A 23,032-nucleotide genomic window follows, 5' to 3' on the forward strand; every position below is an offset into this window, starting at 1 on the left:
ACGAGGGATACGACATGACTCGCAAGATCGCTCTGATCACTGGCGCCAGCCGTGGGCTGGGCCGCAATGCCGCCGAACATCTGGCTGCACGCGGTATCGACATCATCGGCACATACCACAGCAAGGCCGACGAGGCCCAGCGCGTGGCCAAGGCCCTCGAAGCGGCTGGAGCCAAGGCTGCCATGCTCCAGCTGGATGTCGGCGACAGCAGCAGCTTCGCCGGCTTTGCCGAGCGCCTGGGTACGACCCTGCAACAACACTTTGGCCGTGAGCGCTTCGATTTCCTGGTGAACAATGCCGGTATCGGCCTGAATGTACCGTTCAGTGAAACCAGCGAGGCGCAGTTCGACCAGTTGCTGAACATCCAGTTCAAGGGGCCGTTCTTCCTCACACAGCGGCTGCTGCCATTGCTGGTCGATGGCGGGCGCATCGTCAACATCTCGTCCGGGTTGGCGCGCTTTGCGTTGCCTGGGTATGCCGCCTATGCCGCCATGAAGGGGGCGATGGAGGTTTTGACCCGGTATCAGGCCAAGGAGCTGGGGGCACGCGGCATTCGCGTCAACATCCTTGCCCCGGGGGCGATCGAGACTGACTTTGGTGGCGGCGTGGTGCGCGACAACCAGCAGGTCAACGACTTCATTGCTGGCAATACAGCGCTCGGGCGGGTCGGGTTGCCGGACGATATCGGCGCTGCCATCGCGCTGCTGCTGGAGGAAGGCAATGGCTGGATTACCGGGCAGCGGCTGGAAGTGTCTGGCGGGATGTTCCTTTAAGGCAGAAAAACTTGGGGCCGCTTTGCGGCCCATCGCCGGCAAGCCAGCTCCCACAACGACCGCGCTAACCCGCAGGCATGTGCAGTACTTGTGGGAGCCGCGCTTGTCGTGGCGACGAACCGCGTCGATGGGCTGCGAAGCAGCCCTTTGGCCATCACTGTTCTGCCTGATCCTCATGCACCTGCACGCTGGCGGTCATCCCCGCACTCAGGTGAACCCCTTCGGGAATCTGATCCAGCCTGATCCGCACCGGAATCCGTTGCGCCAGCCGCACCCAGTTGAACGTCGGCTCCACAACCGGCAGCAGCTGGCTGTCCGGATTGCTGTTGCTGTCGGTGATGCCGCGGCTGATGCTTTCCACATGCCCCTTCATCGCATCGCCCGCGCCCATCAGCCAGACTTTCACCTCATCGCCAACCCGGATGCGCGGCAGCTTGGTCTCCTCGAAGTAGGCCTGGATGTAGAACGTCGAATCATCCACCAGGGCCATCACCGACTGACCGGTGTTGACATAGTTGCCCTGGGCCAGACGCAGGTTGGTGATATGCCCGCTGCGCGGCGCTCGCACTTCACTGCGCGCCAGGTTGATCTTTGCCACTTGCAACTGGGCTTCGGCCTCATGCAGTTCGCCACGGGCGATGGCGGCGTTGATCTGGGCATTTTCGCGCAGTTCGGCGCTGATCGCCTCCGGGCCCAGCGCCGTGCGCCGCGCGGCTTCACGCTCACGCAGGTGCAACTGCTGGGCGCGGGTTTCAGCCACCGCGCTGGCCTGCTCGAAGGCCGCCTGGAAACGCTCGCGGTCGATGCTCATCAACAGATCGCCAGCCTTGACCTGCTGGTTGTCCTGCACCTTGAGCTCACGCACCCAGCCAGATACGTCCGGGGCGATCACCACCACATCGGCGCGTACCCGGGCATCACGCGTCCACGGCGTGAGCATGTAGTACTGCCAGAGCTTGAAGCCGGCCAGAACGGCAATGGCGACCACGCACAAGGTCACCAGAATACGGACGACAGCACGCATTGAATCCCTCCTTACAAAGGCCCCAGCAGGCGAACTACCAGGAACAGCACACAAACGAACAACGCCGTGTCGAACAGCGCTTCATGCCATATCCAGCGCCCCAGCGGCGTGGCCTGTACCACCAGGCGCAACGCCCCGGTCAGCGCCAGCGCCATCAGCACATAAATCAGGAACGGGCTGAGCAGCACACCGCCCAGCTCCCACTCACGCAAGCCCATGGGCATCCTCCTGTGCGCGGCACCATTTACCCCAACTTTTCTGCAACTGCAGCACCGCGCCCTGGGCCAGGCGCAACGGGTCGCTGGCCGGCGCCCGTTGCAAGGCGGCGATAAACTGCTCGCTGGCCGTATCCAGGCGCTGCTCGCGGCCAACGGCCGGGCCGTTGGCCAGCACCGCCTCGACCTGCTGCAGGTATTCACGCTCGGCGCCAGCCAATGGCACCTGGGCCACCGCCAGGCACATGCGCAGGTGCACCAGCTCGTCTCCGATATCCAGCCCATGCAGGCCATCATCCCAGCGCTTGCGTTCGGTGGCTGGCAGCTCGCTGGCATGCCGGGCCAGTTGCATCAGGCGGTCGGCCATGCGCCCGCCAAACCAGCTGTCGGCACCGCGCAGTTCGCGCCGGGTCAGGCGCACCAGGTCGCTCTGGGTTGCGGCGCGCAGGCGCCGGCCAAGCCAGGCCGGGTGGCGAAACACCAGCAAGCGGAAGGCCAATACCGCAGCACCCACACCCACCAACATGGACAGGGCGCTGTTGAACATGGTCGCCACACCGAACGTCATGGCGTTGAGCGGCGAGACCAGCACGATGAAATGCAGGCAATAGGAAGTGGCCGTGGCGCCGGTACGCGGGTGGGCCATGCCCAACGCGCCGAAGAACAGCGGCACACCCATGCCCAGGCAGAGCATGGCGAAACTGCTCCACTGCGGCAGGATGATCTGCCCGACCAGAAAAGCTGCGGGGATCGCCAGGAAGATCCCGCGCAAGAAGCTCAGGCCAATCTGCGCGCCGTTCTCCCGGCTGGCGAACAGGCTGCACACCACGCAGGTCAGCACCAGGCCGCCAGGCGCCGACGGCCAGGCGGTGGCCAGCCAGAAGCTGCTCATCACCAGAAAGGCCAAGGCACTGCGTGAACCGAACAACAAGGCCAGCGACCAGTCGCGGTGCGCCGCCAGGCCCTGGGATACATCTTTCGGCGCCCTGCCCGCCTCGACATCGTCCAGGGCCTGGGTGGCAGCCATGGCGTAGTCCAGCAGCAAGGCCATGCGCGCCAGGCAGAAGTGCTCGGCGGAGCTGATCTGCTCATCATGGGCCGCGTCCCAGATACGCTGACGCAACACCAGCAAGTTCGGCTGATCGGGCTTGACCAGCTGCGCCCGCACTTCGTCAAGCCAAGGCGCGAGTTGCCCGGCTTCGTGCTCGTCCAGTTGCCGCCACTGCCGGCGCACCGAGCGTGAAATACGCAGCAGCACCATGAGTTTCTGGCTCAGCCCACGGATGGCCTTGGCTCGCTGCCGCCCGCGTGGGCCTTCGAACCAGGCATGCTCGCGCTGGGTATCGATGGCGACGATGCGACCCAGGCTGTCCAACAGCCCTTTGCGTGCTTCATCCTCGCCACCCAGCATGGCGCTTGCCGCCTGCAGACCGTTCTGCCAGGCCTGACGGGCTTGCCCGGCAAGCTGCTGCTCGACCCGCATCGGCCAGATCAGGGCGCTGCTGGCGGTGGCGCAGAAGATCCCCAGACAGATTTCAGTGCACCGCGCCACCGCCTGGTCAAACACCTGCAAGGGATGATTGATGGCGGGCAAGGCAATGATGGCCGCCGTATAGCCAGCCAGGACGAACGAATAGGCCCAGGCACTGCGCAATTGCGTGGAGGCCGCCGTGCACAAGGCCAGCCACAGCGCCAGGGTGATCAGGAACAGCCATGGGGTCTGGGCAAACAGGCCGATGAACACCACCGACATGACCGTGCCGACCAAGGTCCCGGCCAGACGCGCCAGGCCTTTCTGCACCACCATTCCGGACAGCGGCTGGGCGACGATGAACGCGGTCATCAAGGCCCAGGACGGTTGCTCCAGCCCCCAGCGCATGGCCAGCCACAACGCCAGCCCCGCCCCAAGCAATGTCTTGATGGCGAACTTGATGGCGAGGCTGCTGGGTGCGAACAGGGCCTGGAAGGTGATGGGCACGAATCGGACCTTGCGGGGGATGGTGAGTTAAACAATAGACAATGGCGAGCAGGATACTGCGGGATCGAATAATTAGCTAGCTAACCATCTTTATCGGCAAAATACGCAGGCAAAAAAATGGGCGACCGAAGTCGCCCTAAATGCCTTGCGTGCTCGTGAATCCGAAAGGTCAGCGCGGCTTGCGCTTGTGCGAATCCTTCCAGATGAAAATGCCCAGACCGGCAAAGAATGCAACCATCAACCCGACCGTTACCACGCCCGCGATAACCACATTGTCGAAGAACATGCTGGCCTCCCGATTCGTTTGCCGTTGTCCGATGGATGCAAGGTAACGAATACGGGGGCGGGGAAAATTGATCAGGGTCAATGCTGCCCGGGACCGGGCACGCGAGGCGGGTGCAGGGTTGACCTGCGTCAAGTTTCAGCGCTTCTTGGGCTTGCCCTTTGGCTTCTTTTTCTTCGTAGCGGCAAGTGGCATGGCCTGCTCGAACGCCTGGCGCACTTCGTTCAGGCGTTTTTCCTTGAGGTCATGGATGCGCTTGGCGCGCTCGGCATCGAAGTCGATGAGGTTGTCTTGGCTCATGGGTGGGCTCGACGATCTACAGAGACTTGCATCATGAAGCCAGGCGCTGGCCGTGACCAGCCCCGCGTCAGACTTCGATATCGACCAGCAGGCCCTGGCGCGGGTTCTCGCCCATCAGCGGTGCCACCGGCACGGTGTTGTCGGCATTGACTTCGTCACCCGGCATGGCGCTGTAAAGCTCCGCTTCGTCCTTTTTGTTGCGCCGCTGCTGGCGGCGCTGCTCCTCGCGCAGCAGCAGGACTTGCTCCTGAGGGTCGCGCTGCTGCTTCAGGTCGATGGCACTTTCATTGGACGAAGGCTGCACCGGCACCACCGGCTTGATGTCGGGGGTCTGTTTGACCGGGTCCAGTTGTGAGGTCACCGGGGCGGCACTGAGCGGGATGATCGGCGGCAGCATGGCAGTTCTCCTGTGCCCACTGTATCGGCCGTCCGTTAGCCAGCTTGAGCGTCAAGGTATGGGTGTGCGGCCGCTCATGGCCGCATCATGCCAGTGTAGACAGTGGTTACTCGGTATCGTCCTCAGGGTCGTCGTCGACCGGCGGGCTGGCTTCGCTCCAGGGCCGCTTGTAGACCTGCTGCCAGACCGAATCCATATGCTCGCGCAGTACCTGCGGCGCATTCTTCAGCGACGCGCTGTCTTCACGCTCGCCGCCGACCGGCTCTTCACCTGCCGGGGTGATCAGCGACTGACCGGTGATGGTGTAGGCGTTCTGCCCCTCGCGCATTTCAATGGCGATGTCGTGCGGATCGATGCCGCCACCGCAGAAGGCGTGGCTGGCCACGGTCACCTCGGCGACACCGTCCTTGTTCAGGTCACTGACGTCACTGACATCGGTATAGAAGTCAACATCCAGGTCCAGCCCGGGGCAGGTGGTTTCCTGCTCGATCTGCCAGCGCGGCTTGAACGCGTCGCGCTCGGCGGTGCGCCCGTAGAGGGTGGCCTTGAGCACCACCTTGTCGACTTCCTGCTCGGATTCGGCATCCACGGCCTGGCCATCGCTGCGGCTGAGCACCAGCAGCCCCTCGCCGTCGCGGTCACGGAAGTGCACGCTCTTGATCGGCGTCTGCACGCCCAGCACTTCGAGCTGCTCGACCGGGATCGCAGGCAGGGTTTCAAAATTTTTCTGTTCGCAGGCGGCCAGCAGCAGCAAGCTGCCCATGGCCAGGGAGGTGTGCAACCAGCGGTGCTTGAGCGGCATATCGGTGCGTAGCCCTCGTCAGCAAGACGGTGATCTGCGATGAAACAGCTAGACTGATGGACTTCTGGTCTATGGTCCGCCCGGCCTATCCGTTAACATAGCCGGCTTTTTCATCGCGGGAGTTCAGGCAGTATGGCGCAGCAGTATCAACCGGGGCAACGCTGGATCAGCGACAGCGAAGCGGAGCTCGGCCTGGGGACCATCCTGGCGCAGGATGGCCGCCTGCTGACCGTGCTCTACCCGGCCACTGGCGACACCCGCCAGTATTCCCTGCGCAATGCGCCGCTGACCCGCGTGCGCTTCTCGCCAGGTGACCAGATCACCCACTTCGAAGGCTGGAAGCTGACCGTGCGCGAAGTCGAGGACATCGACGGGCTGATGGTCTACCACGGCCTGGATGGCCAGAACCAGCCGCGCACCCTGCCGGAAACCCAGCTGTCGAACTTCATCCAGTTCCGCCTGGCCAGCGACCGCCTGTTCGCCGGGCAGATCGACCCGCTGTCGTGGTTCAGCCTGCGTTACAACACCTTGCACCACACCAGCAAGCAGATGCAGTCGTCGCTGTGGGGCCTGGGTGGCTGCCGCGCGCAACCGATCGCCCACCAGTTGCACATCGCCCGCGAAGTCGCCGACCGCAGCGCCCCACGGGTATTGCTGGCCGACGAAGTAGGCCTGGGCAAGACCATCGAGGCCGGCCTGGTGATTCACCGCCAGCTGCTGTCCGGCCGCGCCAGCCGCGTGCTGATCCTGGTTCCGGAAAACCTCCAGCACCAGTGGCTGGTGGAAATGCGCCGGCGCTTCAACCTGCAGGTCGCCTTGTTCGACGCCGAGCGCTTCATCGAAAGCGACGCCAGCAACCCGTTCGAGGATGCCCAACTGGCGCTGGTCGCTCTGGAATGGCTGGTCGATGACGAAAAGGCCCAGGACGCGCTGTTTGCCGCTGGCTGGGACCTGATGGTGGTCGACGAGGCGCACCACCTGGTGTGGCACGAAGACCAGGTCAGCGCCGAGTACGGCCTGGTCGAGCAACTGGCCCAGGTCATCCCGGGCGTGCTGCTGCTGACCGCTACCCCTGAACAACTCGGCCAGGACAGCCACTTCGCCCGCCTGCGCCTGCTCGACCCCAACCGTTTCCATGACCTCGCAGCGTTCCGCGCCGAGAGCGAAAACTACCGCCCGGTGGCCGAGGCCGTGCAGGAGCTGCTTGAAGAAGGCCGCCTGTCACCCAAGGCCCATGCCACCATTCAAGGCTTCCTCGGCGCCGAAGGCGAAGCCCTGCTGGCGGCGGTCAACGATGGCGATACCCAGGCCAGCGCCCGCCTGATCCGCGAGCTGCTTGACCGCCACGGCACCGGCCGCGTGCTGTTCCGCAACACCCGTGCGGCAGTCCAGGGTTTCCCCGAGCGCCAGCTGCACCCGTATCCACTGGCCAACCCCGCGCAGTACCAGGACCTGCCAGCCGGCGAACACGCCGAGTTGTACCCGGAAGTGGCCTTCCAGGCCCAGGGTGACGTCAGCGATGACGAGCGCTGGTGGCGCTTCGACCCTCGGGTCGACTGGCTGATCGACACACTGAAGATGCTCAAGCGCACCAAGGTCCTGGTGATCTGCGCCCACGCCGAAACCGCCATGGACCTGGAAGACGCCCTGCGCGTGCGCTCCGGCATCCCGGCCACGGTGTTCCACGAAGGCATGAGCATCCTCGAACGCGACCGTGCCGCTGCCTACTTTGCCGACGAGGAATTCGGCGCCCAGGTGCTGATCTGCTCCGAGATCGGCAGTGAAGGCCGTAACTTCCAGTTCGCCCATCACCTGGTGATGTTCGACCTGCCGGCCCACCCGGACCTGCTCGAACAGCGTATCGGCCGTCTCGACCGGATCGGTCAGAAGCACACCATCGAACTGCATATCCCTTACCTGCAGGACAGCCCGCAGGAGCGCCTGTTCCAGTGGTACCACGATGGCCTCAACGCCTTCCTCAATACCTGCCCGACCGGCAACGCCCTGCAGCACCAGTTCGGCCCGCGCCTGCTGCCGATGCTCGAGGGCGGCGACGCCAAGGCCTGGACCGCACTGGTCAGCGAGGCCCGTGGCGAGCGCGAGCGCCTGGAGGCAGAACTGCACAGCGGCCGTGACCGCCTGCTGGAACTGAACTCCGGTGGCGCCGGTGAAGGCCAGGCGCTGGTCGAGGCCATCCTCGAGCAGGACGACCAGTTCGCCTTGCCTATCTATATGGAAACCCTGTTCGACGCCTTCGGCATCGACAGCGAAGACCACTCGGAAAACGCCCTGATCCTCAAGCCGAGCGAGAAAATGCTCGACGCCAGTTTCCCGCTGGGCGACGACGAAGGCGTGACCATCACCTACGACCGTGCCCAGGCCCTGTCACGTGAAGACATGCAGTTCCTGACCTGGGAGCACCCGATGGTCCAGGGCGGCATGGACCTGGTGCTGTCCGGCTCGATGGGCAACACCGCCGTCGCGCTGATCAAGAACAAGGCGCTCAAGCCCGGTACCGTACTGCTTGAACTGCTGTTCGTCAGCGAGGTGGTGGCGCCACGCAGCCTGCAACTGGGCCGCTACCTGCCGCCAGCGGCACTGCGCTGCCTGCTCGATGCCAACGGCAACGACCTGGCGTCGCGCGTGGCGTTCGAAACCCTCAATGACCAGCTCGAAAGCGTGCCACGTGCCAGCGCCAACAAGTTCGTCCAGGCCCAGCGTGACGTGCTGGCCAAGCGCATCAGCGGTGGCGAGGCCAAGGTCATGCCAGTGCACGTCGAGCGCGTGGCCGAGGCACAGCGCCGCCTGGCCGCCGAGGCCGATGAAGAGCTGGCCCGCCTGACCGCACTTCAGGCGGTCAACCCGAGCGTGCGTGACAGCGAGATCGATGCGCTGCGCAAGCAGCGGGAACAGGGCATGGCGATGCTGGACAAGGCCGCCTTGCGGCTTGAAGCCATCCGCGTACTCGTTGCCGGGTAAACTGACAAGCCATGCCAACTGGGGGCGCCTTGCGCCCCCGTTCGTTATTACGGCTGGCTATCGATTTGAGAACCAAATCATTGAAGCCAAAGTGCCATTACTCAGGAAGGTTTAGCCAGCTGTTTCTATACTGCCCCAGGACAGTCTCCACAGGGCTTGAACGGAGACGAGTGAAAACTCGAGCAAAGGGCAAGCAATGGAATGGCTGGGTCTGCAACTGTTCACCGAGCTGCCGGTTACCGGGCGCATCGTCATCAACTGCCGCCATGAACCGCTACTGGTCCTGATCGCCTTTGCGGTGGCCAGTGCAGCCTGCTTTGCCACCCTCGACATGGCGGAGCGCCAATCCCACAGCGAACACCCCGCCGCGCAACGGCAATGGCGCATGCTCGGTGCCTGCTGCCTGGCAGGCGGCATCTGGGCCATGCACTTCATCAGCATGCTGGCCTTCCAGGCCCCGGTTGAAATGCACTACGACGTGTCGCTGACCGGCCTTTCGCTGCTGATCGCACTGCTGGTGGCCTGGATGGCGATGGCCAGCCTCGACCGCATCCACATGCGTCTGCACCACTACCTGCAAAGCGCCCTGCTCATCGGGCTGGGCATCATCCTGATGCATTTCGTCGGCATGGCTGCGCTGCAGACCGGTGCCCAGCAGTACTACCAGACCAGCCTGCTGCTGGGCAGCGCTGCCATCGCCCTGCTGACCAGCCTGGCTGCCTTGCTGCTGGCCCGTTACTTCCGCAACGGCAGCGGTACCCTGCACCAGACCTTGAAATATGGCGCCAGCCTGCTGATGGCCGGCGGCATCATCGCCACACATTTCACCGCCATGGCTGCCATGACCTTGGTGATTCCGGCCTCTGCTGCCCTGAGCCTGCCATCCGGAGACAACAGCCTGCAGTTGGGACTGACCGTGGCCTTCATCACCTTGCTGATCAGCGGCAGCAGCATCAGCGCCGCCCTGGCCGACAAGAAGCTGCAAAGCAAGGAGGACGACCTGCGCCGCTACGGTGTGCTGCTCAGCCAACTGGACCAGGCCCGCGCGTCACTGCAGCAGGCAGCTCACTATGATGCCCTGACCAATCTGGTCAACCGCCGCGGTTTCAACCAGATCTTCGCCGAGCGCCTGGCGGAACTGGACCCTGGCGAAAGCCGCCTGGCATTGATGTTCCTCGACATCGACCACTTCAAGCGGATCAACGACAGCCTCGGCCACGACGCCGGCGACGAATTGCTCAAGGTGATCGCCAACCACATCAAGGCTGCCACCCGCAGTCATGATCTGGTCGCCCGCTTCGGCGGCGACGAGTTCTGCGTGGTCACCAGCCTCAACAACCGCGACGAGGCCCGCCACCTGGCCCAGCGCATCATGCAGCGGATGAAGGATCCGATCGATCTGGGTGGCCGGCGCATGGTCATGACCACCAGCATTGGCATCAGCATTTTCCCTGATGACGGCCTGACAGCTGAAGAATTGCTCAAGCATGCCGACCTGGCCCTCTACCAGTCCAAGGGCAGCGGGCGCAACAGCCTGCACTTTTTCAACAGCAGCCTGAAAAGCCATGCCAGCCTGGCACTGCAACTGGAAGAGGAACTGCGCATTGCCCTGCTTGAAGAACGCGGCCTGTGCGTGCATTACCAGCCAATCTTCGACCTGCGCACTGGCCAGGTGGCCAAGCTCGAAGCGTTGGTGCGCTGGCAGCACCCACTGCACGGGCTGATGGGACCTGACCGGTTCATCGGCATCGCCGAAGCCAACGGCCTGATCGTCGACCTCGACCTGTGGGTGTTGCGCCGTGCCTGCCAGGACCTGACCCGGCTTCACCAACATGGTTTTGCCAGCCTCAAGGTCACGGTCAATTGCTCGGCGGTGACCCTGGGCGATGAAAGCCTGCCCAACGAAGTGGAAGTGGCGTTGTTCCAGGCGGGCCTGGCACCTCGCCATCTGGAGCTCGAAGTCACCGAAAATGCCCTGATGGGTGATATCCAGCAGACCGTCGCTCTGCTCAAGCGCATCCGTGGCCAGGGCGTCGGCCTGTCGATCGACGATTTCGGCACCGGCTATTCGTCGCTGGCCTACCTCAAGCGCCTGCCCTTGGACGTGCTGAAGATCGACCGCAGCTTCCTGCAGGATGTGCCCGCCAGCCCCAAGGATCGCGAAATCATCCAGGCCATCATCGCCATGGCCCACACCCTGCATCTGGAAGTGGTCAGCGAAGGCGTCGAAACCGTCGAGCAACACGAATTCCTGGCCAGCAACGGCTGCGATTACCTGCAGGGCTACCTGCTCAGCCGCCCGGTGCCGATGAGCGAGCTGCGCCCGCTGCTTGACCAGCTCGACCGCCAGGACACGGTATTCATCCCTTGTTGCGATACAGCTCTACCAGGGTCGCCGGATCTTTTTGCAGATAGCCCTGGCTACCGTGCAGGCGCATCAACTGCGCGGCGAGGCCACTGAGCGGCGTGGCTGCGCCCTGCTCGCGGGAAAGTTTGACAGCACCGTCGAGGTCCTTGAGCAACGTGCGCACATGCCACTTGATCGGTTCGAAACGGCTTTCGGCCATTTGCGGTGCCAGGATCTGCAGCGGCTTCGAATCGGCAAAGCCACCAGCAAGGGCTTCAGCGATCAAGGTGGCGTCGACGCCTGACTGCTCGGCCAGTGCCACCACCTCGGCGATGACCAACGCATTGCAGGCCACGATCATCTGATTGCAGGCCTTGGTCACCTGCCCTGCCCCCACCCCGCCCATGTGCGTCACCCGTTGGCCGAGCACCTGCAGAACCGGGCGCGCACGCTGCAGGTCAGTGGCATCGCCGCCCACCATGATCGCCAAGGTCCCCGCCTCGGCCCCTGGCGTGCCGCCGGATACCGGCGCATCCAGCCAGGCCATGCCGCACAGCGCAGCCAGCTCGGCCGCCATTTCCCGGGTAGCGGTCGGCTCGAGGCTGGAGAAGTCCACCAGTAGCTGCCCCCTGCGCCCGCCCTCGGCGATGCCTTGCTCGCCAAACACCACCTCACGCACCACCGCCGTGTCGGCCAGGCACAGCAGCACCATGTCGCTGTCACGGCACAACTCGGCGGGGCTGGCAGCCAAGCGCGCACCTGCGGCCACCAATGCGGCGCATTTGTCCGGGCTGCGGTTCCAGACCGTCAGCGGATAACCCGCAGCCAACAGGCGCTGGCACATCGGCAAGCCCATAAGGCCAATCCCGGCAAATCCCAGCGAAGGCAGTGCAGTACTCATGAACGACTCCAGGCAGAAGATTAAAGAAGTGTGACAAGCGGGCGATGCAATGCCAGCTCGACCAAAAAACCCTTAAAACAAGTAAGGGAAACCCCTATCGCATCCGTAAATGGCGCACTGCTAGAGTCGCGGCATTTCGCGTGATGGCCATATGGCATAACCCACTAATAATCACTGACACCAGGCAAATGGCGCACTATGACCTCTACGAACACTTCTGCCAATGCGGTTTCCGAGCCTTCGACTCTGCCCAACCCCAATGGTGTTCGTGACACGCTGCCAGCACGCAGCTCAGCCACCCAGCAGTACCTGTACTTCACCGAGCAGGACATCCAGCGCATCCTCGACAATCTCGACGGCTTGCGTGACTTGGTGTTTCCCAGCAACCAGCACATCGATGACGATGAACAACTGCGCATGGAGCAGCAGTTCCCATCGGTGTGCCTGATCGGCCTGGGCCGTTGCGGCTCCAACATCGCCTTGGACGTGGCTGAACTGGTCTACAACGCCCGCACGTTCTTCCTCAATGAGTTCAACAACGAGGACCGCCTCAAGGGCGAATCGGGCTACAGCCCGGCGCGCTGGATCCGCCAGAACCTGCGCCTGGTGCAGAACAAGGGGGCCAAGCCGGTGTTCCTGGTCGAACCGCTGGTAATGCTCGGCGACCTGGACAAGGACATCGCCGGGCGCATCCGTTTCTCGCGCAAGGGCGAACGTGGCGAGTTCCTGCGCGACTACAGCAAGATGAAGATCATGGACCTGTCCGAGGTGCATGCAGGCGGTGCCGGTAACGCGCCGATCCTCGGCCAGTACCTGGCGAAGATCATCCTCAACAAGGACACCCAGCGTTTCTCCAGTGCCGACTGGAAACTGATCCACTCGTACCTGATCGACTCCTGCGGCATCAAGGCCAACCAGTCGCGGCTGTACTTCTACATCTTCAGTGCCGGTGGTGGTACCGGCTCCGGCATGGCTTCGGAGTTCGGCCTGGCCCAACAGTACTCGTACATGAACAAGACCTTCGACACCAAGCCGGCCGACGAGAACGATGGCAAGGGTGGGCACTCGTTCGTCTTCGAGCCGATCTTCACCAGCGGCATCTGCGTGCTGCCCAATGCTACGGATCATCGCAGCGAGATGTCCGAAGCCCTGCACATCAACGCCGGCCGGCTATTGTGCAAATACCTGTCGGAAGAATGGGACTTCTCTTATAACTTCGATAATGAAGACAGCAGCGAAGCCAGCGTGATGGGCCGTATCCGCCCATGGAACGCGATGATGCTGATCTCCAACGACATCATGCGCTACGCCGAAGAAAGCGATGACGGCACCATCCACAATATCGACGTCAACGCCATGGAGAAGCACGCCAACCAGTACATCTCCCAGCAGATCTTCAACATCCTCACCGCCCAGGCGGTGACTACCGACTACGACCAGAACTACTTCCGCCGCGCCGGTATCGACATCGGCGAAACCATCCGCCTGGACGCCAACGACCTGTTCATGAGCCTGGCCGGCCCGGTAGCCATTGCCTACGCCGAGTCGGTGGTGCCCGAGGCGCCCGCCCAGGGTTCGGACAAGTTCAAGGTGTTCGAGCGCGAAACCCCACGGTTGGACATCGATGACCTGTTCTTGCGCTCAATCGACCTGCCGCATTTCAACAAGCAGACCCAGGCCATCGAAGGCATCAGCCTGCTGCCGATCGAGTCGCGCCGCTACCGCGCGGCCCTGGAGCAATACCAGGCTTCGGGTTACGACGCGGCGGCGCTGCATGACCTGCACTTCTTCAAGAACTGCTCGTCGGTAGTGTCGATCGTTTCGCTGCCCAAGGACTACAAGCTGTCGTACATGGACCTCAACCGGCTCAAGACCCACCTCAACAGCCTGTTCCCCAATACCACGCTCAAGCGCTATGCGCTGGTGATCGGTGCCTCGGCCAACCTGTCGCTGACCACCCTGATCGCCAAGAGCCCGTGCCTGTCGGACGATTTCCTGACCCTGATCGTGGCCTTCATCAAGCGCTGCTTTGCCCGTACGCCGTACCGTTTCGATGACACCCTGGACAACGCCATCCTCGAGTTCATCACCAGCGAACATTTCGCGGAGGAGCGGATCGACGACCTGCTGAACGAGTTCGAAAACCCGGCGAAGATCCTCGACACCAACTGGTACGCGATCAAGCCGATGTACGAGAAGAAGTACCGCGAGTTGATCAACGACAAGAGCCGCTTCGTGTCGATCAACGATATCCGCCTGTCGCGTGAATGTGTGAAGAAGGCCGTGAAGTACCTGCGCGAGATATTCCGCCACCGCATCGGCAAGACTCGGGTGATTTCGCTGAACAGCCACACCGGCCGGGTCGATTACTGATACTGCCAGGGCCGCTGCGCGGCCCATCGCGGGCAAGCCTGCTCCCACAGGGAATGCGGACCGCTTGCGAACTCAGTTCTCTACGCGACAGCGCAGCCCACAGGGCTGGGTGATCTCCCACAGGGTTCTGTGTAGATCCTGAAGGCAGCGCCAGTCCTTTGGGAGCGGCGGTGCGGCGATCCGACTTGCCCGCGATGGACTGCACAGCGGCCCCATTACGCATGCCGTAAACTGTTACCGCCCCGCCGAATCCCCCGGTCGTTGTTACTTACTTCCACCTTACGTGAGCGTCAACGAGCACCATCACGGGGCGGCTGCGTATTTTTACGCACTAAAAAAGCGCTCCGTTATTCCGCTTGTTTCGCCTGGATCACGATAAACGGCGAAACCACCACCGCCCAGATCTCTGGATCGCGGCTTTGCAGGTCGAGTGCCTGCTCGGCGGTGACCGGCCCGACAGTGCCATCACTACGCCACTTGGCGAAGATCTCGCTGCGATTCTCGGCCATTGCCGCGGCAACCTCGATCAGGTCGAGACCGGGGTCGACCCAAATCAGGTCACCCTTGGCCCAGAAACGCTCCAAAGCTTTCCACTCGATTGTCGCGGTCTCGCCGAGCAATTTGGCATAGAGGGTGCTTGTTTGATCAGTCATGGGTTTGTACCCGCAAATTCGGCCAATGAAAAAAGGCCGGCATTTTTGCAGAAAAACCCGGTTTCAAATATGTAATTTGGTCGATTGGCTCCGAAGTTGTGGGGTGGAGCCCGGGATGCAGGCAAAGTGATGGCGCTTTTCTGTATCTTTGTGTCGAGCATGCGACAAGCCGCGGAACAGGCACTTTTTGCCCGCTTTTCAAGCGCGCGAACAGCGCTCTACACTGTACCGGTACAGTTCCGGGACAAGTTCCGGGGGAAGGTGGGCATGCAGTATGGCGTGGCCATGCCGCAAATCCCGCCCGGTCTGTAGCCCTGGCCGCCAGGACTATAAGAATTACAACAGAATGAGTGGAGCACTATGATCAAGATTTCCAAGCTGTTCGCCGCAATGGTACTGGCCGGGGTAGCCAGCCATTCGTTTGCCGCCGATACCATCAAGATCGGGATCGCGGGCCCCAAGACCGGCCCTGTGACCCAGTACGGCGACATGCAGTTCATCGGCGCCAAGCAGGCCATCAAGGATATCAACGCCAAGGGCGGCGTCGATGGCAAGATGCTCGAAGCCAAGGAATACGACGACGCCTGCGACCCTAAACAGGCCGTGGCAGTCGCCAACAAAGTGGTCAACGACGGCGTCAAGTTCGTCATCGGCCACCTGTGCTCCAGCTCCACCCAGCCAGCGTCCGACATCTACGAAGACGAAGGCGTGATCATGATCACCCCGGCGGCCACCTCGCCGGAAATCACCGCCCGTGGCTACAAACTGATCTTCCGCACCATCGGCCTGGACAGCGCTCAGGGCCCGGCGGCCGGCAACTACATCGCCGACCACGTCAAGCCGAAGGTCGTCGCGGTACTGCACGACAAGCAGCAGTACGGTGAAGGCATCGCCACCGCGGTCAAGCAGACGCTGGAGAAGAAAGGCACCAAGGTTGCCGTCTTCGAAGGCCTCAACGCCGGTGACAAGGACTTCTCCTCGATCATCCAGAAGCTCAAGCAGAACAACGTCGACTTCGTCTACTACGGCGGCTACCACCCAGAGCTGGGCCTGATCCTGCGCCAAGCCCAGGAAAAAGGCCTGAAAGCCAAGTTCATGGGTCCGGAAGGCGTGGGTAACGACTCCATCTCGCAAATCGCCCAGAACGCCTCCGAAGGCCTGCTGGTCACCCTGCCGAAGTCGTTCGATGCAGACCCAGAGAACAAAGCCATCGTCGACGCCATCAAGGCCGACGGCAAGGACCCAAGCGGCCCGTTCGTGTTCCCGGCCTACTCGGCTGTCGAACTGATCGCCAAAGGTATCGAAGCGGCCAAGTCCGAAGACACCGACAAGGTGGCAGCCGCCATCCACGCCGGCTCCTTCAAGACCCCGACCGGCACCTTGTCGTACGACGAGAAGGGCGACCTGAAAGACTTCAAGTTCGTGGTCTACGAATGGCACTTCGGCAAGCCGAAGACCGAAGTCTCCCCTCAGTAACTGCGTGACTAATAGCTGACCGTAGAAGCCCACTGTGCGAGCAGTGGGCTTTGTTTTACGAGGTTCATGGGCCTGATCCCCGCGATCCGGGGGCCGACCCACCTGAAAATCTTAAAACCGTCACCCGCGGTTTCCTGGCCTACCCCCGCCAGCGAAATGCAAATCAGGTTTTTAGGAGCGCTGTAATGCCTGAGATCTACCATTTCTTCCAACAACTGGTTAATGGATTGACCATCGGCAGCACCTATGCCTTGATCGCCATCGGCTACACGATGGTGTACGGCATCATCGGCATGATCAACTTCGCCCACGGCGAGGTGTACATGATCGGTTCCTACGTGGCCTTCATCGCCTTGGCGGGCCTGGCCATGATGGGTATCCATTCGTTGCCGATCCTGATGACCGTCGCCTTCGTCGCGACGATCTGTGTCACCAGTGCCTATGGCTACAGCATCGAACGGGTTGCCTACCGCCCTCTGCGTAACAGCAACCGCCTGATCCCGCTGATCTCCGCCATCGGTATGTCGATCTTCCTGCAGAACACGGTCTTGCTGTCGCAAGACTCGAAGGACAAATCCATCCCCAACCTGATCCCGGGAGCCTTCTCCTTCGGGCCGGGTGGTGCGGAAGAAGTCCTGGTTTCCTACATGCAGATCCTGGTGTTCGTGGTCACCCTGGTGGCCATGACCTGCCTGACCCTGTTCATCTCCCGTTCCCGTCTGGGCCGCGCCTGCCGCGCCTGCGCCGAGGACATCAAGATGGCCAACCTGCTGGGCATCAACACCAACAACATCATCGCCCTGACCTTCGTCATCGGTGCCGCCCTGGCGGCCGTGGCGGCCGTGCTGCTGAGCATGCAGTACGGGGTGATCAACCCCAACGCCGGTTTCCTGGTGGGCCTGAAGGCCTTCACCGCGGCGGTACTGGGCGGCATCGGCAGCATCCCGGGCGCCATGCTCGGCGGGCTGGTGCTGGGCGTGGCCGAAGCGTTCGGCGCCGATGTCTTCGGTGACCAGTACAAGGACGTGGTGGCATTCGGCTTGTTGGTTCTTGTCCTGCTGTTCCGGCCGACCGGCATCCTCGGCCGCCCGGAGGTTGAAAAAGTATGAACAGAAATCTCAAACAGGCGTTCTTCAGCGCCTTGCTGGTCTGGGCCGTGGCCTTCCCGGTGCTGGGCCTGAAACTGAGCATCGATGGCATCAGCCTGGCGGTGCACAGCCAGGGTTCGTTCACCATCAGCATCATCGCCGTGTGCTCGGTACTGATGTTCCTGCGCGTGCTGTTCGACAAGCAGTGGAACTCGGTGATGGGCCGTCGCTCGGATCGCAAGCTGATCCCGCCAGCCGTCAGCAACTACCTGACCCTGCCGAAAACCCAGCGCTATGTGATCATCGGCCTGATCGTCGCGGCGCTGGTGTGGCCGTTCTTCGGCTCGCGCGGGGCGGTCGACATCGCCACGCTGATCCTGATCTACGTACTGCTGGGCCTGGGCCTGAACATCGTGGTCGGCCTGGCCGGTCTGCTCGACCTCGGTTACGTCGGCTTCTACGCCGTCGGTGCCTACAGCTACGCGATGCTCTCGCACTACCTGGGCTGGAGCTTCTGGGTCTGCCTGCCGATCGCCGGTCTGATGGCTGCTACCTTCGGCTTCCTGCTCGGCTTCCCGGTGCTGCGCTTGCGCGGTGACTACCTGGCAATCGTGACCCTCGGCTTCGGCGAGATCATCCGCCTGTTCCTGCGTAACCTCACCGACTGGACCGGCGGCCCCAACGGCATCAGCAACATCCCCAAGCCGGAGTTCTTCGGCCTGACCTTCGAGCGCAAGGCTGCCGAAGGGATGCAGACCTTCCACGAGTTCTTCGGGCTGGAATACAACTCGATCAACAAGGTCATCTTCCTCTACCTGGTCGCACTGCTGCTGGCCCTGCTGGCGCTATTCGTGATCAACCGCCTGCTGCGCATGCCGATCGGCCGTGCCTGGGAAGCGCTGCGCGAGGACGAGATCGCCTGCCGTGCGCTGGGCCTGAACCCTACCGTGATCAAGCTCTCGGCTTTCACCCTGGGTGCCTGCTTCGCCGGTTTCGCCGGCAGCTTCTTCGCTGCGCGCCAGGGCCTGGTGACGCCGGAGTCGTTCACTTTCATCGAGTCGGCGATCATCCTCGCCATCGTCGTGCTCGGCGGCATGGGTTCACAACTGGGCGTGATTCTCGCGGCCATCGTGATGATCCTGCTGCCGGAGCTGATGCGTGAGTTCAGCGAATACCGGATGCTGATGTTCGGTGCGCTGATGGTGTTGATGATGATCTGGCGTCCGCAAGGCCTGCTGCCTATGCAACGTCCCCACATGGAGCTGCATCGATGAGCCGTGAAATTCTGCAAGTCAGCGGCCTGAGCATGCGCTTCGGCGGCTTGTTGGCGGTCAACGGCGTGGCCCTGACCGTCAAGGAAAAACAGGTGGTGGCGCTGATCGGCCCGAACGGCGCCGGCAAGACTACGGTGTTCAACTGCCTGACCGGCTTCTACAAGCCTAGCGGCGGCACCATCCTGCTCGACGGCCAGCCGATCCAGGGCCTGGCCGGTCACCAGATCGCCCGCAAGGGCGTGGTGCGAACCTTCCAGAACGTGCGCCTGTTCAAGGAAATGACTGCGCTGGAAAACCTGCTGATCGCCCAGCACCGCCACCTTAACACCAACTTCTTCGCCGGCCTGTTCAAGACACCAAGCTTCCGCCGCAGCGAGAAGGAGGCCATGGAACGCGCGCAGTACTGGCTGGAGAAGGTCAACCTGACCGAGTTCGCCAACCGTACTGCCGGCACCCTCGCCTACGGCCAGCAACGCCGCCTGGAAATCGCCCGCTGCATGATGACCCAGCCACGGATCATCATGCTCGACGAACCGGCCGCCGGCCTGAACCCGAAGGAAACCGAAGACCTCAAGGCGCTGATCGCCTACCTGCGTGAGTCGCACAACGTCACCGTGCTGCTGATCGAACACGACATGAAGCTGGTGATGAGCATCTCCGACCACATCGTCGTGATCAACCAGGGCACGCCCCTGGCCCACGGCACGCCGGAAGAGATCCGCGACAACCCTGACGTGATCAAAGCCTACCTGGGGGAAGCGTAAATGCTGAAGTTCGAGAACGTTTCCACCTTCTACGGCAAGATCCAGGCGCTGCACAGCGTCAACGTGGAGATCAACCAGGGCGAGATCGTCACCCTGATCGGTGCCAACGGCGCCGGCAAGTCGACCTTGCTGATGACCCTGTGCGGCTCGCCGCAGGCGCACAGCGGCAGCATCAAGTACCTCGGCGAAGAGCTGGTCGGCCAGCCGTCCTCGCACATCATGCGCAAGAGCATCGCGGTGGTGCCGGAAGGCCGTCGAGTGTTCGCCCGCCTGACCGTCGAGGAAAACCTGGCCATGGGCGGTTTCTTCACCGACAAGGGCGACTACCAGGAGCAGCTGGACAAGGTCCTGCAACTGTTCCCGCGGCTGAAGGAGCGTTACATCCAGCGCGGTGGCACCATGTCCGGTGGTGAGCAGCAGATGCTGGCCATCGGCCGGGCGCTGATGAGCAAGCCCAAACTGCTGCTGCTCGACGAGCCTTCGCTGGGCTTGGCGCCGATCATCATCCAGCAGATCTTCGACATCATCGAACAGCTGCGCCGCGATGGCGTGACGGTGTTCCTGGTGGAGCAGAACGCCAACCAGGCGCTGAAGATCGCCGACCGGGCCTATGTGCTGGAGAACGGCCGGGTGGTGATGCAAGGTACCGGTGAGGCACTGCTGACCGACCCGAAGGTGCGCGACGCGTACTTGGGTGGTTGAATGAAAAAGGGCCTTCGGGCCCTTTTTTCTGCCTGTCACAAATGTGTCGGCCTCTTCGCGGGCAAGCCCGCTCCCACAGGTTCTGCAGAGTTTCAGAACCTGTGGGATCCCTGTGGGAGCGGGCTTGCCCGCGAAGAAGCCGGCACAGGCTTACCAAAGGCTTGTGATCCCCGCCGAGCCTGAGTAACGTGGCCAGCTCTTTGGCAAAGATTCCCCGGAGCCCGCCCCATGCGCCTCACCCCTACCCTGCTGCTCAGTGCCGTGCTGCCCCTGTTCGCCGGCTGCCAGTTGCTGGCCGAGCAGCCCCGTGACCCGAACATCGGTACCACGCGCATGCAGGGTGAGCTGAGCGCAGGTGGCGGCCGGCTGCTGTTCAAACCCTGTGGTGAGAGCCGCCACTTCGTGATCAACGATGTCGCCGGCACCGGCATCCTCCAGGAGTCAGTCAACCTGGCCAAGGACGCCAACGCCAAGCTGTTCGCCGACGTGCGCGGGCGCCTCACCGGTGCCAAGCAGGCCGACAACGATGGCCAGCTGGAGGTCAGCCGCCTGTACCGCCTGGAGCCGTCCACCCGCGCCTGCGACGACCCCAACTTCAAGCAGCTGACCTTGCGCGCCAATGGCCATGAACCGGATTGGGACATCAAGGCCAGTGGCAAGGGCATGGTGCTCAACCGCGTCGGCAAAGACCCACTGCCCTTGCCGTTCCTCGAAGAAGAAGTGCCCGGCGGTGGCCTGACCCTGACCAGCGAAGCCAACGGCCAGCATGTTGAACTGTGGGTCGCCCCACAACGCTGCGTCGATGCCGCCACGGGCGCCGTGCGCCACCTGCGCGCCGAGCTGCGTATCGACGGCCAGACCTTGCGCGGCTGCGGTTACTACGGCGGCGCGCGCGACAACTGATCGCCGGGCGCTTTTATCCTGCCAGTCAGGGCGGCGAACAGCTTATACTTGGCGGTTTGTGTAAAGCCGCCGGCCGCCCATGGCCGGGATACTGGACCCTGCCATGCTACGAATCACCGAACTGAAGCTGCCCCTGGACCATCCCGACGAAGCCCTGCGTGAAGCCATCGTCCAGCGCCTGGGCATCCGCGACGAGCAACTGCTCAGCTTCAACCTGTTCAAACGCAGTTACGATGCGCGCAAGAAGAACAGCGAACTGCTGTTCATCTACACCATCGACCTGGAAGCCAGCAACGAAGCCGAACTTCTCAGCAAGTTCGCCGACGATCACAACATCGGCGTGGCCCCGGACGTTACCTACAAGTTCGTCGGCCAGGCCCCGGCCGATCTGCAGGAACGCCCGATCGTGGTCGGCTTCGGCCCGTGCGGTATCTTTGCCGGCCTGCTGCTGGCGCAGATGGGCTTCAAGCCGATCATCCTCGAACGTGGCAAGGAAGTACGCCAGCGCACCAAGGACACCTGGGGCCTGTGGCGCAAAAGCGTGCTCAATCCCGAGTCCAACGTGCAGTTCGGTGAAGGCGGCGCCGGGACCTTCTCCGACGGCAAGCTCTACAGCCAGATCAAGGACCCGAACCACCACGGCCGCAAGGTCCTGGAAGAGTTCGTCAAGGCCGGTGCGCCAGACGAGATCCTGTACATCAACAAACCGCACATCGGCACCTTCCGCCTGACCGGCATGGTCGAGCAGATGCGCCAGGACATGATTGCCCTCGGCGCCGAAGTGCGCTTCCAGGAGAAAGTCACCGACCTGCTGATCGAAGACGGCCAGCTGACTGGCGTGGTGCTGGAGAGTGGCGAGCAGCTGCACTCGCGCCATGTGGTCCTGGCCCTCGGCCACAGCGCCCGCGACACCTTCCGCATGCTGCACGCCAAGGGGGTGTACATGGAAGCCAAGCCGTTCTCGGTGGGTTTCCGTATCGAGCATCCACAAACGCTGATCGACAAGGCGCGCCTGGGCAAGTATGCCGGCCACCCGAAACTCGGCGCGGCCGACTACAAGCTGGTGTATCACGCCAAGAACGGTCGCTCGGTGTACAGCTTCTGCATGTGCCCGGGCGGCACCGTGGTCGCGGCCACCAGCGAACCGGGCCGCGTCGTTACCAATGGCATGAGCCAGTACTCGCGTAACGAGCGCAACGCCAACTCCGGCATCGTCGTCGGCATCGACCCCGAGCGCGACTACCCGGGTGGCCCGCTGGCCGGTATCGAGTTGCAGGAGCGCCTGGAAGCCCACGCCTACGTCATGGGCGGCAGCAACTACCAGGCGCCGGCGCAGCTGGTGGGCGACTTCGTCGCTGGCAAGCCGTCCACCGCCCTGGGCAGCGTCGAGCCGTCGTACAAACCAGGGGTGACCTTGGGTGACCTGGCGCCGAGCCTGCCGGACTTCGCCATCGAGGCCATCCGCGAGGCACTGCCGGCATTCGACCGCCAGATCAAAGGCTACAACCTGCATGATGCGGTGTTGACCGGGATCGAGACACGCACCTCGTCGCCACTGCGCATTACCCGTGGCGCTGACTTCCAGAGCTTGAACCTGAAGGGGTTGTTCCCGGCAGGTGAAGGTGCCGGGTATGCCGGCGGCATTCTTTCGGCAGGTGTGGATGGCATCCGCATTGCCGAAGCAGTGGCGCGGGATATGCTCGGGCTCTGAGCTGCATTGCCTGGGCTGGCCTCTTCGCGGGTCAACCCGCTCCCACAGGGATTGCGCAGCCCTTGAAAACTGTGCAGTACCTGTGGGAG

At 62.8% G+C, this 23,032-nt stretch carries 20 protein-coding genes; 11 read left to right on the plus strand and 9 right to left on the minus strand.

Annotation, left to right across the window (positions count from 1 at the left end; translation table 11 throughout):
• Positions 1-14 precede the first annotated feature (14 nt).
• Positions 15-773, plus strand: a complete 759-nt coding sequence (locus OCX61_RS21430) for an SDR family NAD(P)-dependent oxidoreductase (RefSeq protein WP_261941279.1) — start codon at positions 15-17, stop codon at positions 771-773.
• 154 nt (positions 774-927) lie between these two features.
• Here OCX61_RS21430 and OCX61_RS21435 read toward each other — a convergent pair whose 3' ends face one another.
• From OCX61_RS21435 to OCX61_RS21460, 7 genes are all read right to left on the minus strand, one after another.
• Complete coding sequence (locus tag OCX61_RS21435) at positions 928-1,797, minus strand: efflux RND transporter periplasmic adaptor subunit (RefSeq protein ID WP_261941280.1); 870 nt, start codon at positions 1,795-1,797, stop codon at positions 928-930.
• A gap of 11 nt (positions 1,798-1,808) precedes the next feature.
• On the minus strand, positions 1,809-2,015 hold the full coding sequence (locus tag OCX61_RS21440) for a DUF1656 domain-containing protein (RefSeq protein ID WP_261941281.1): 207 nt from the start codon (positions 2,013-2,015) through the stop codon (positions 1,809-1,811).
• On the minus strand, positions 2,002-3,990 hold the full coding sequence (locus OCX61_RS21445; RefSeq protein ID WP_261941282.1) for an FUSC family protein: 1,989 nt from the start codon (positions 3,988-3,990) through the stop codon (positions 2,002-2,004). The genes OCX61_RS21440 and OCX61_RS21445 overlap by 14 nt, the downstream gene beginning before the upstream one ends.
• Before the next feature lie 169 nt (positions 3,991-4,159).
• The gene (gene ccoM, locus OCX61_RS27235; RefSeq protein WP_060512656.1) at positions 4,160-4,276 is read right to left on the minus strand and encodes a cytochrome c oxidase subunit CcoM; all 117 of its coding nucleotides are present in this window, start codon (positions 4,274-4,276) and stop codon (positions 4,160-4,162) included.
• A 135-nt stretch (positions 4,277-4,411) separates the two neighbouring features.
• Complete coding sequence (locus OCX61_RS21450) at positions 4,412-4,573, minus strand: hypothetical protein (RefSeq protein ID WP_261941283.1); 162 nt, start codon at positions 4,571-4,573, stop codon at positions 4,412-4,414.
• Positions 4,574-4,640: 67 nt separating this feature from the next.
• Positions 4,641-4,970, minus strand: a complete 330-nt coding sequence (locus tag OCX61_RS21455) for an aspartate-semialdehyde dehydrogenase (protein WP_261941284.1) — start codon at positions 4,968-4,970, stop codon at positions 4,641-4,643.
• 106 nt (positions 4,971-5,076) lie between these two features.
• Positions 5,077-5,772, minus strand: a complete 696-nt coding sequence (locus OCX61_RS21460) for a M949_RS01915 family surface polysaccharide biosynthesis protein (RefSeq protein WP_261941285.1) — start codon at positions 5,770-5,772, stop codon at positions 5,077-5,079.
• A gap of 132 nt (positions 5,773-5,904) precedes the next feature.
• On the opposite strand from OCX61_RS21460, the gene rapA reads away from it, so the two are divergent.
• Both rapA and OCX61_RS21470 read left to right on the plus strand, forming a co-directional pair.
• Positions 5,905-8,751, plus strand: a complete 2,847-nt coding sequence (gene rapA, locus OCX61_RS21465; RefSeq protein ID WP_261941286.1) for an RNA polymerase-associated protein RapA — start codon at positions 5,905-5,907, stop codon at positions 8,749-8,751.
• A 196-nt stretch (positions 8,752-8,947) separates the two neighbouring features.
• The gene (locus tag OCX61_RS21470) at positions 8,948-11,212 is read left to right on the plus strand and encodes a putative bifunctional diguanylate cyclase/phosphodiesterase (protein WP_261941287.1); all 2,265 of its coding nucleotides are present in this window, start codon (positions 8,948-8,950) and stop codon (positions 11,210-11,212) included.
• On the opposite strand, the gene OCX61_RS21475 is transcribed toward OCX61_RS21470, so the two are convergent.
• On the minus strand, positions 11,112-11,999 hold the full coding sequence (locus OCX61_RS21475; protein ID WP_261941288.1) for an NAD(P)-dependent oxidoreductase: 888 nt from the start codon (positions 11,997-11,999) through the stop codon (positions 11,112-11,114). The two genes, OCX61_RS21470 and OCX61_RS21475, sit on opposite strands and share 101 nt — an antisense overlap.
• A 198-nt stretch (positions 12,000-12,197) precedes the next feature.
• On the opposite strand from OCX61_RS21475, the gene OCX61_RS21480 reads away from it, so the two are divergent.
• Positions 12,198-14,372, plus strand: a complete 2,175-nt coding sequence (locus tag OCX61_RS21480; RefSeq protein ID WP_261941289.1) for a hypothetical protein — start codon at positions 12,198-12,200, stop codon at positions 14,370-14,372.
• A gap of 347 nt (positions 14,373-14,719) precedes the next feature.
• Here OCX61_RS21480 and OCX61_RS21485 read toward each other — a convergent pair whose 3' ends face one another.
• On the minus strand, positions 14,720-15,025 hold the full coding sequence (locus tag OCX61_RS21485; RefSeq protein WP_261941290.1) for a DUF2288 domain-containing protein: 306 nt from the start codon (positions 15,023-15,025) through the stop codon (positions 14,720-14,722).
• 360 nt (positions 15,026-15,385) lie between these two features.
• Here OCX61_RS21485 and OCX61_RS21490 point away from each other — a divergent pair, with 360 nt between their 5' ends.
• The 7 genes from OCX61_RS21490 (at position 15,386) to OCX61_RS21520 (ending at position 22,943) form a co-directional block, all read left to right on the plus strand.
• Positions 15,386-16,501: a branched-chain amino acid ABC transporter substrate-binding protein gene (locus tag OCX61_RS21490; protein WP_103449448.1), complete on the plus strand. Its 1,116-nt coding sequence runs from the start codon at positions 15,386-15,388 to the stop codon at positions 16,499-16,501.
• Between the two features lie 185 nt (positions 16,502-16,686).
• On the plus strand, positions 16,687-17,610 hold the full coding sequence (livH, locus tag OCX61_RS21495; RefSeq protein ID WP_085675265.1) for a high-affinity branched-chain amino acid ABC transporter permease LivH: 924 nt from the start codon (positions 16,687-16,689) through the stop codon (positions 17,608-17,610).
• On the plus strand, positions 17,607-18,863 hold the full coding sequence (locus tag OCX61_RS21500; RefSeq protein ID WP_261941291.1) for a high-affinity branched-chain amino acid ABC transporter permease LivM: 1,257 nt from the start codon (positions 17,607-17,609) through the stop codon (positions 18,861-18,863). The genes livH and OCX61_RS21500 overlap by 4 nt, the downstream gene beginning before the upstream one ends.
• Positions 18,860-19,627, plus strand: a complete 768-nt coding sequence (gene livG, locus OCX61_RS21505) for a high-affinity branched-chain amino acid ABC transporter ATP-binding protein LivG (RefSeq protein WP_003254878.1) — start codon at positions 18,860-18,862, stop codon at positions 19,625-19,627. Before OCX61_RS21500 ends, livG begins: the two co-directional genes overlap by 4 nt.
• On the plus strand, positions 19,628-20,329 hold the full coding sequence (locus tag OCX61_RS21510) for an ABC transporter ATP-binding protein (RefSeq protein WP_003254879.1): 702 nt from the start codon (positions 19,628-19,630) through the stop codon (positions 20,327-20,329). It begins immediately after the preceding gene.
• 228 nt (positions 20,330-20,557) lie between these two features.
• The gene (locus tag OCX61_RS21515; RefSeq protein ID WP_261941292.1) at positions 20,558-21,232 is read left to right on the plus strand and encodes a COG3650 family protein; all 675 of its coding nucleotides are present in this window, start codon (positions 20,558-20,560) and stop codon (positions 21,230-21,232) included.
• A 103-nt stretch (positions 21,233-21,335) separates the two neighbouring features.
• Positions 21,336-22,943 (plus strand): NAD(P)/FAD-dependent oxidoreductase, encoded by a 1,608-nt coding sequence (locus tag OCX61_RS21520; protein ID WP_261941293.1) that lies wholly within the window; start codon positions 21,336-21,338, stop codon positions 22,941-22,943.
• The last annotated feature ends 89 nt before the right edge of the window (positions 22,944-23,032 follow it).

It is taken from the genome of Pseudomonas sp. LRP2-20, assembly GCF_024349685.1.
Taxonomy (GTDB): domain Bacteria; phylum Pseudomonadota; class Gammaproteobacteria; order Pseudomonadales; family Pseudomonadaceae; genus Aquipseudomonas.

Bases quoted from the DNA above. Each gene is read 5' to 3' on its own strand.
- OCX61_RS21470 (WP_261941287.1), top strand. From the start codon at position 8,948: ATGGAATGGCTGGGTCTGCAACTGTTCACCGAGCTGCCGGTTACCGGG.
- rapA (WP_261941286.1), top strand. From the start codon at position 5,905: ATGGCGCAGCAGTATCAACCGGGGCAACGCTGGATCAGCGACAGCGAA.
- OCX61_RS21435 (WP_261941280.1), bottom strand. From the start codon at position 1,797: ATGCGTGCTGTCGTCCGTATTCTGGTGACCTTGTGCGTGGTCGCCATT.
- OCX61_RS21485 (WP_261941290.1), bottom strand. From the start codon at position 15,025: ATGACTGATCAAACAAGCACCCTCTATGCCAAATTGCTCGGCGAGACC.
- livG (WP_003254878.1), top strand. From the start codon at position 18,860: ATGAGCCGTGAAATTCTGCAAGTCAGCGGCCTGAGCATGCGCTTCGGC.
- livH (WP_085675265.1), top strand. From the start codon at position 16,687: ATGCCTGAGATCTACCATTTCTTCCAACAACTGGTTAATGGATTGACC.
- OCX61_RS21510 (WP_003254879.1), top strand. From the start codon at position 19,628: ATGCTGAAGTTCGAGAACGTTTCCACCTTCTACGGCAAGATCCAGGCG.
- OCX61_RS21480 (WP_261941289.1), top strand. From the start codon at position 12,198: ATGACCTCTACGAACACTTCTGCCAATGCGGTTTCCGAGCCTTCGACT.
- OCX61_RS21440 (WP_261941281.1), bottom strand. From the start codon at position 2,015: ATGGGCTTGCGTGAGTGGGAGCTGGGCGGTGTGCTGCTCAGCCCGTTC.
- OCX61_RS21430 (WP_261941279.1), top strand. From the start codon at position 15: ATGACTCGCAAGATCGCTCTGATCACTGGCGCCAGCCGTGGGCTGGGC.
- ccoM (WP_060512656.1), bottom strand. From the start codon at position 4,276: ATGTTCTTCGACAATGTGGTTATCGCGGGCGTGGTAACGGTCGGGTTG.
- OCX61_RS21490 (WP_103449448.1), top strand. From the start codon at position 15,386: ATGATCAAGATTTCCAAGCTGTTCGCCGCAATGGTACTGGCCGGGGTA.
- OCX61_RS21450 (WP_261941283.1), bottom strand. From the start codon at position 4,573: ATGAGCCAAGACAACCTCATCGACTTCGATGCCGAGCGCGCCAAGCGC.
- OCX61_RS21500 (WP_261941291.1), top strand. From the start codon at position 17,607: ATGAACAGAAATCTCAAACAGGCGTTCTTCAGCGCCTTGCTGGTCTGG.
- OCX61_RS21455 (WP_261941284.1), bottom strand. From the start codon at position 4,970: ATGCTGCCGCCGATCATCCCGCTCAGTGCCGCCCCGGTGACCTCACAA.
- OCX61_RS21460 (WP_261941285.1), bottom strand. From the start codon at position 5,772: ATGCCGCTCAAGCACCGCTGGTTGCACACCTCCCTGGCCATGGGCAGC.
- OCX61_RS21475 (WP_261941288.1), bottom strand. From the start codon at position 11,999: ATGAGTACTGCACTGCCTTCGCTGGGATTTGCCGGGATTGGCCTTATG.
- OCX61_RS21520 (WP_261941293.1), top strand. From the start codon at position 21,336: ATGCTACGAATCACCGAACTGAAGCTGCCCCTGGACCATCCCGACGAA.
- OCX61_RS21515 (WP_261941292.1), top strand. From the start codon at position 20,558: ATGCGCCTCACCCCTACCCTGCTGCTCAGTGCCGTGCTGCCCCTGTTC.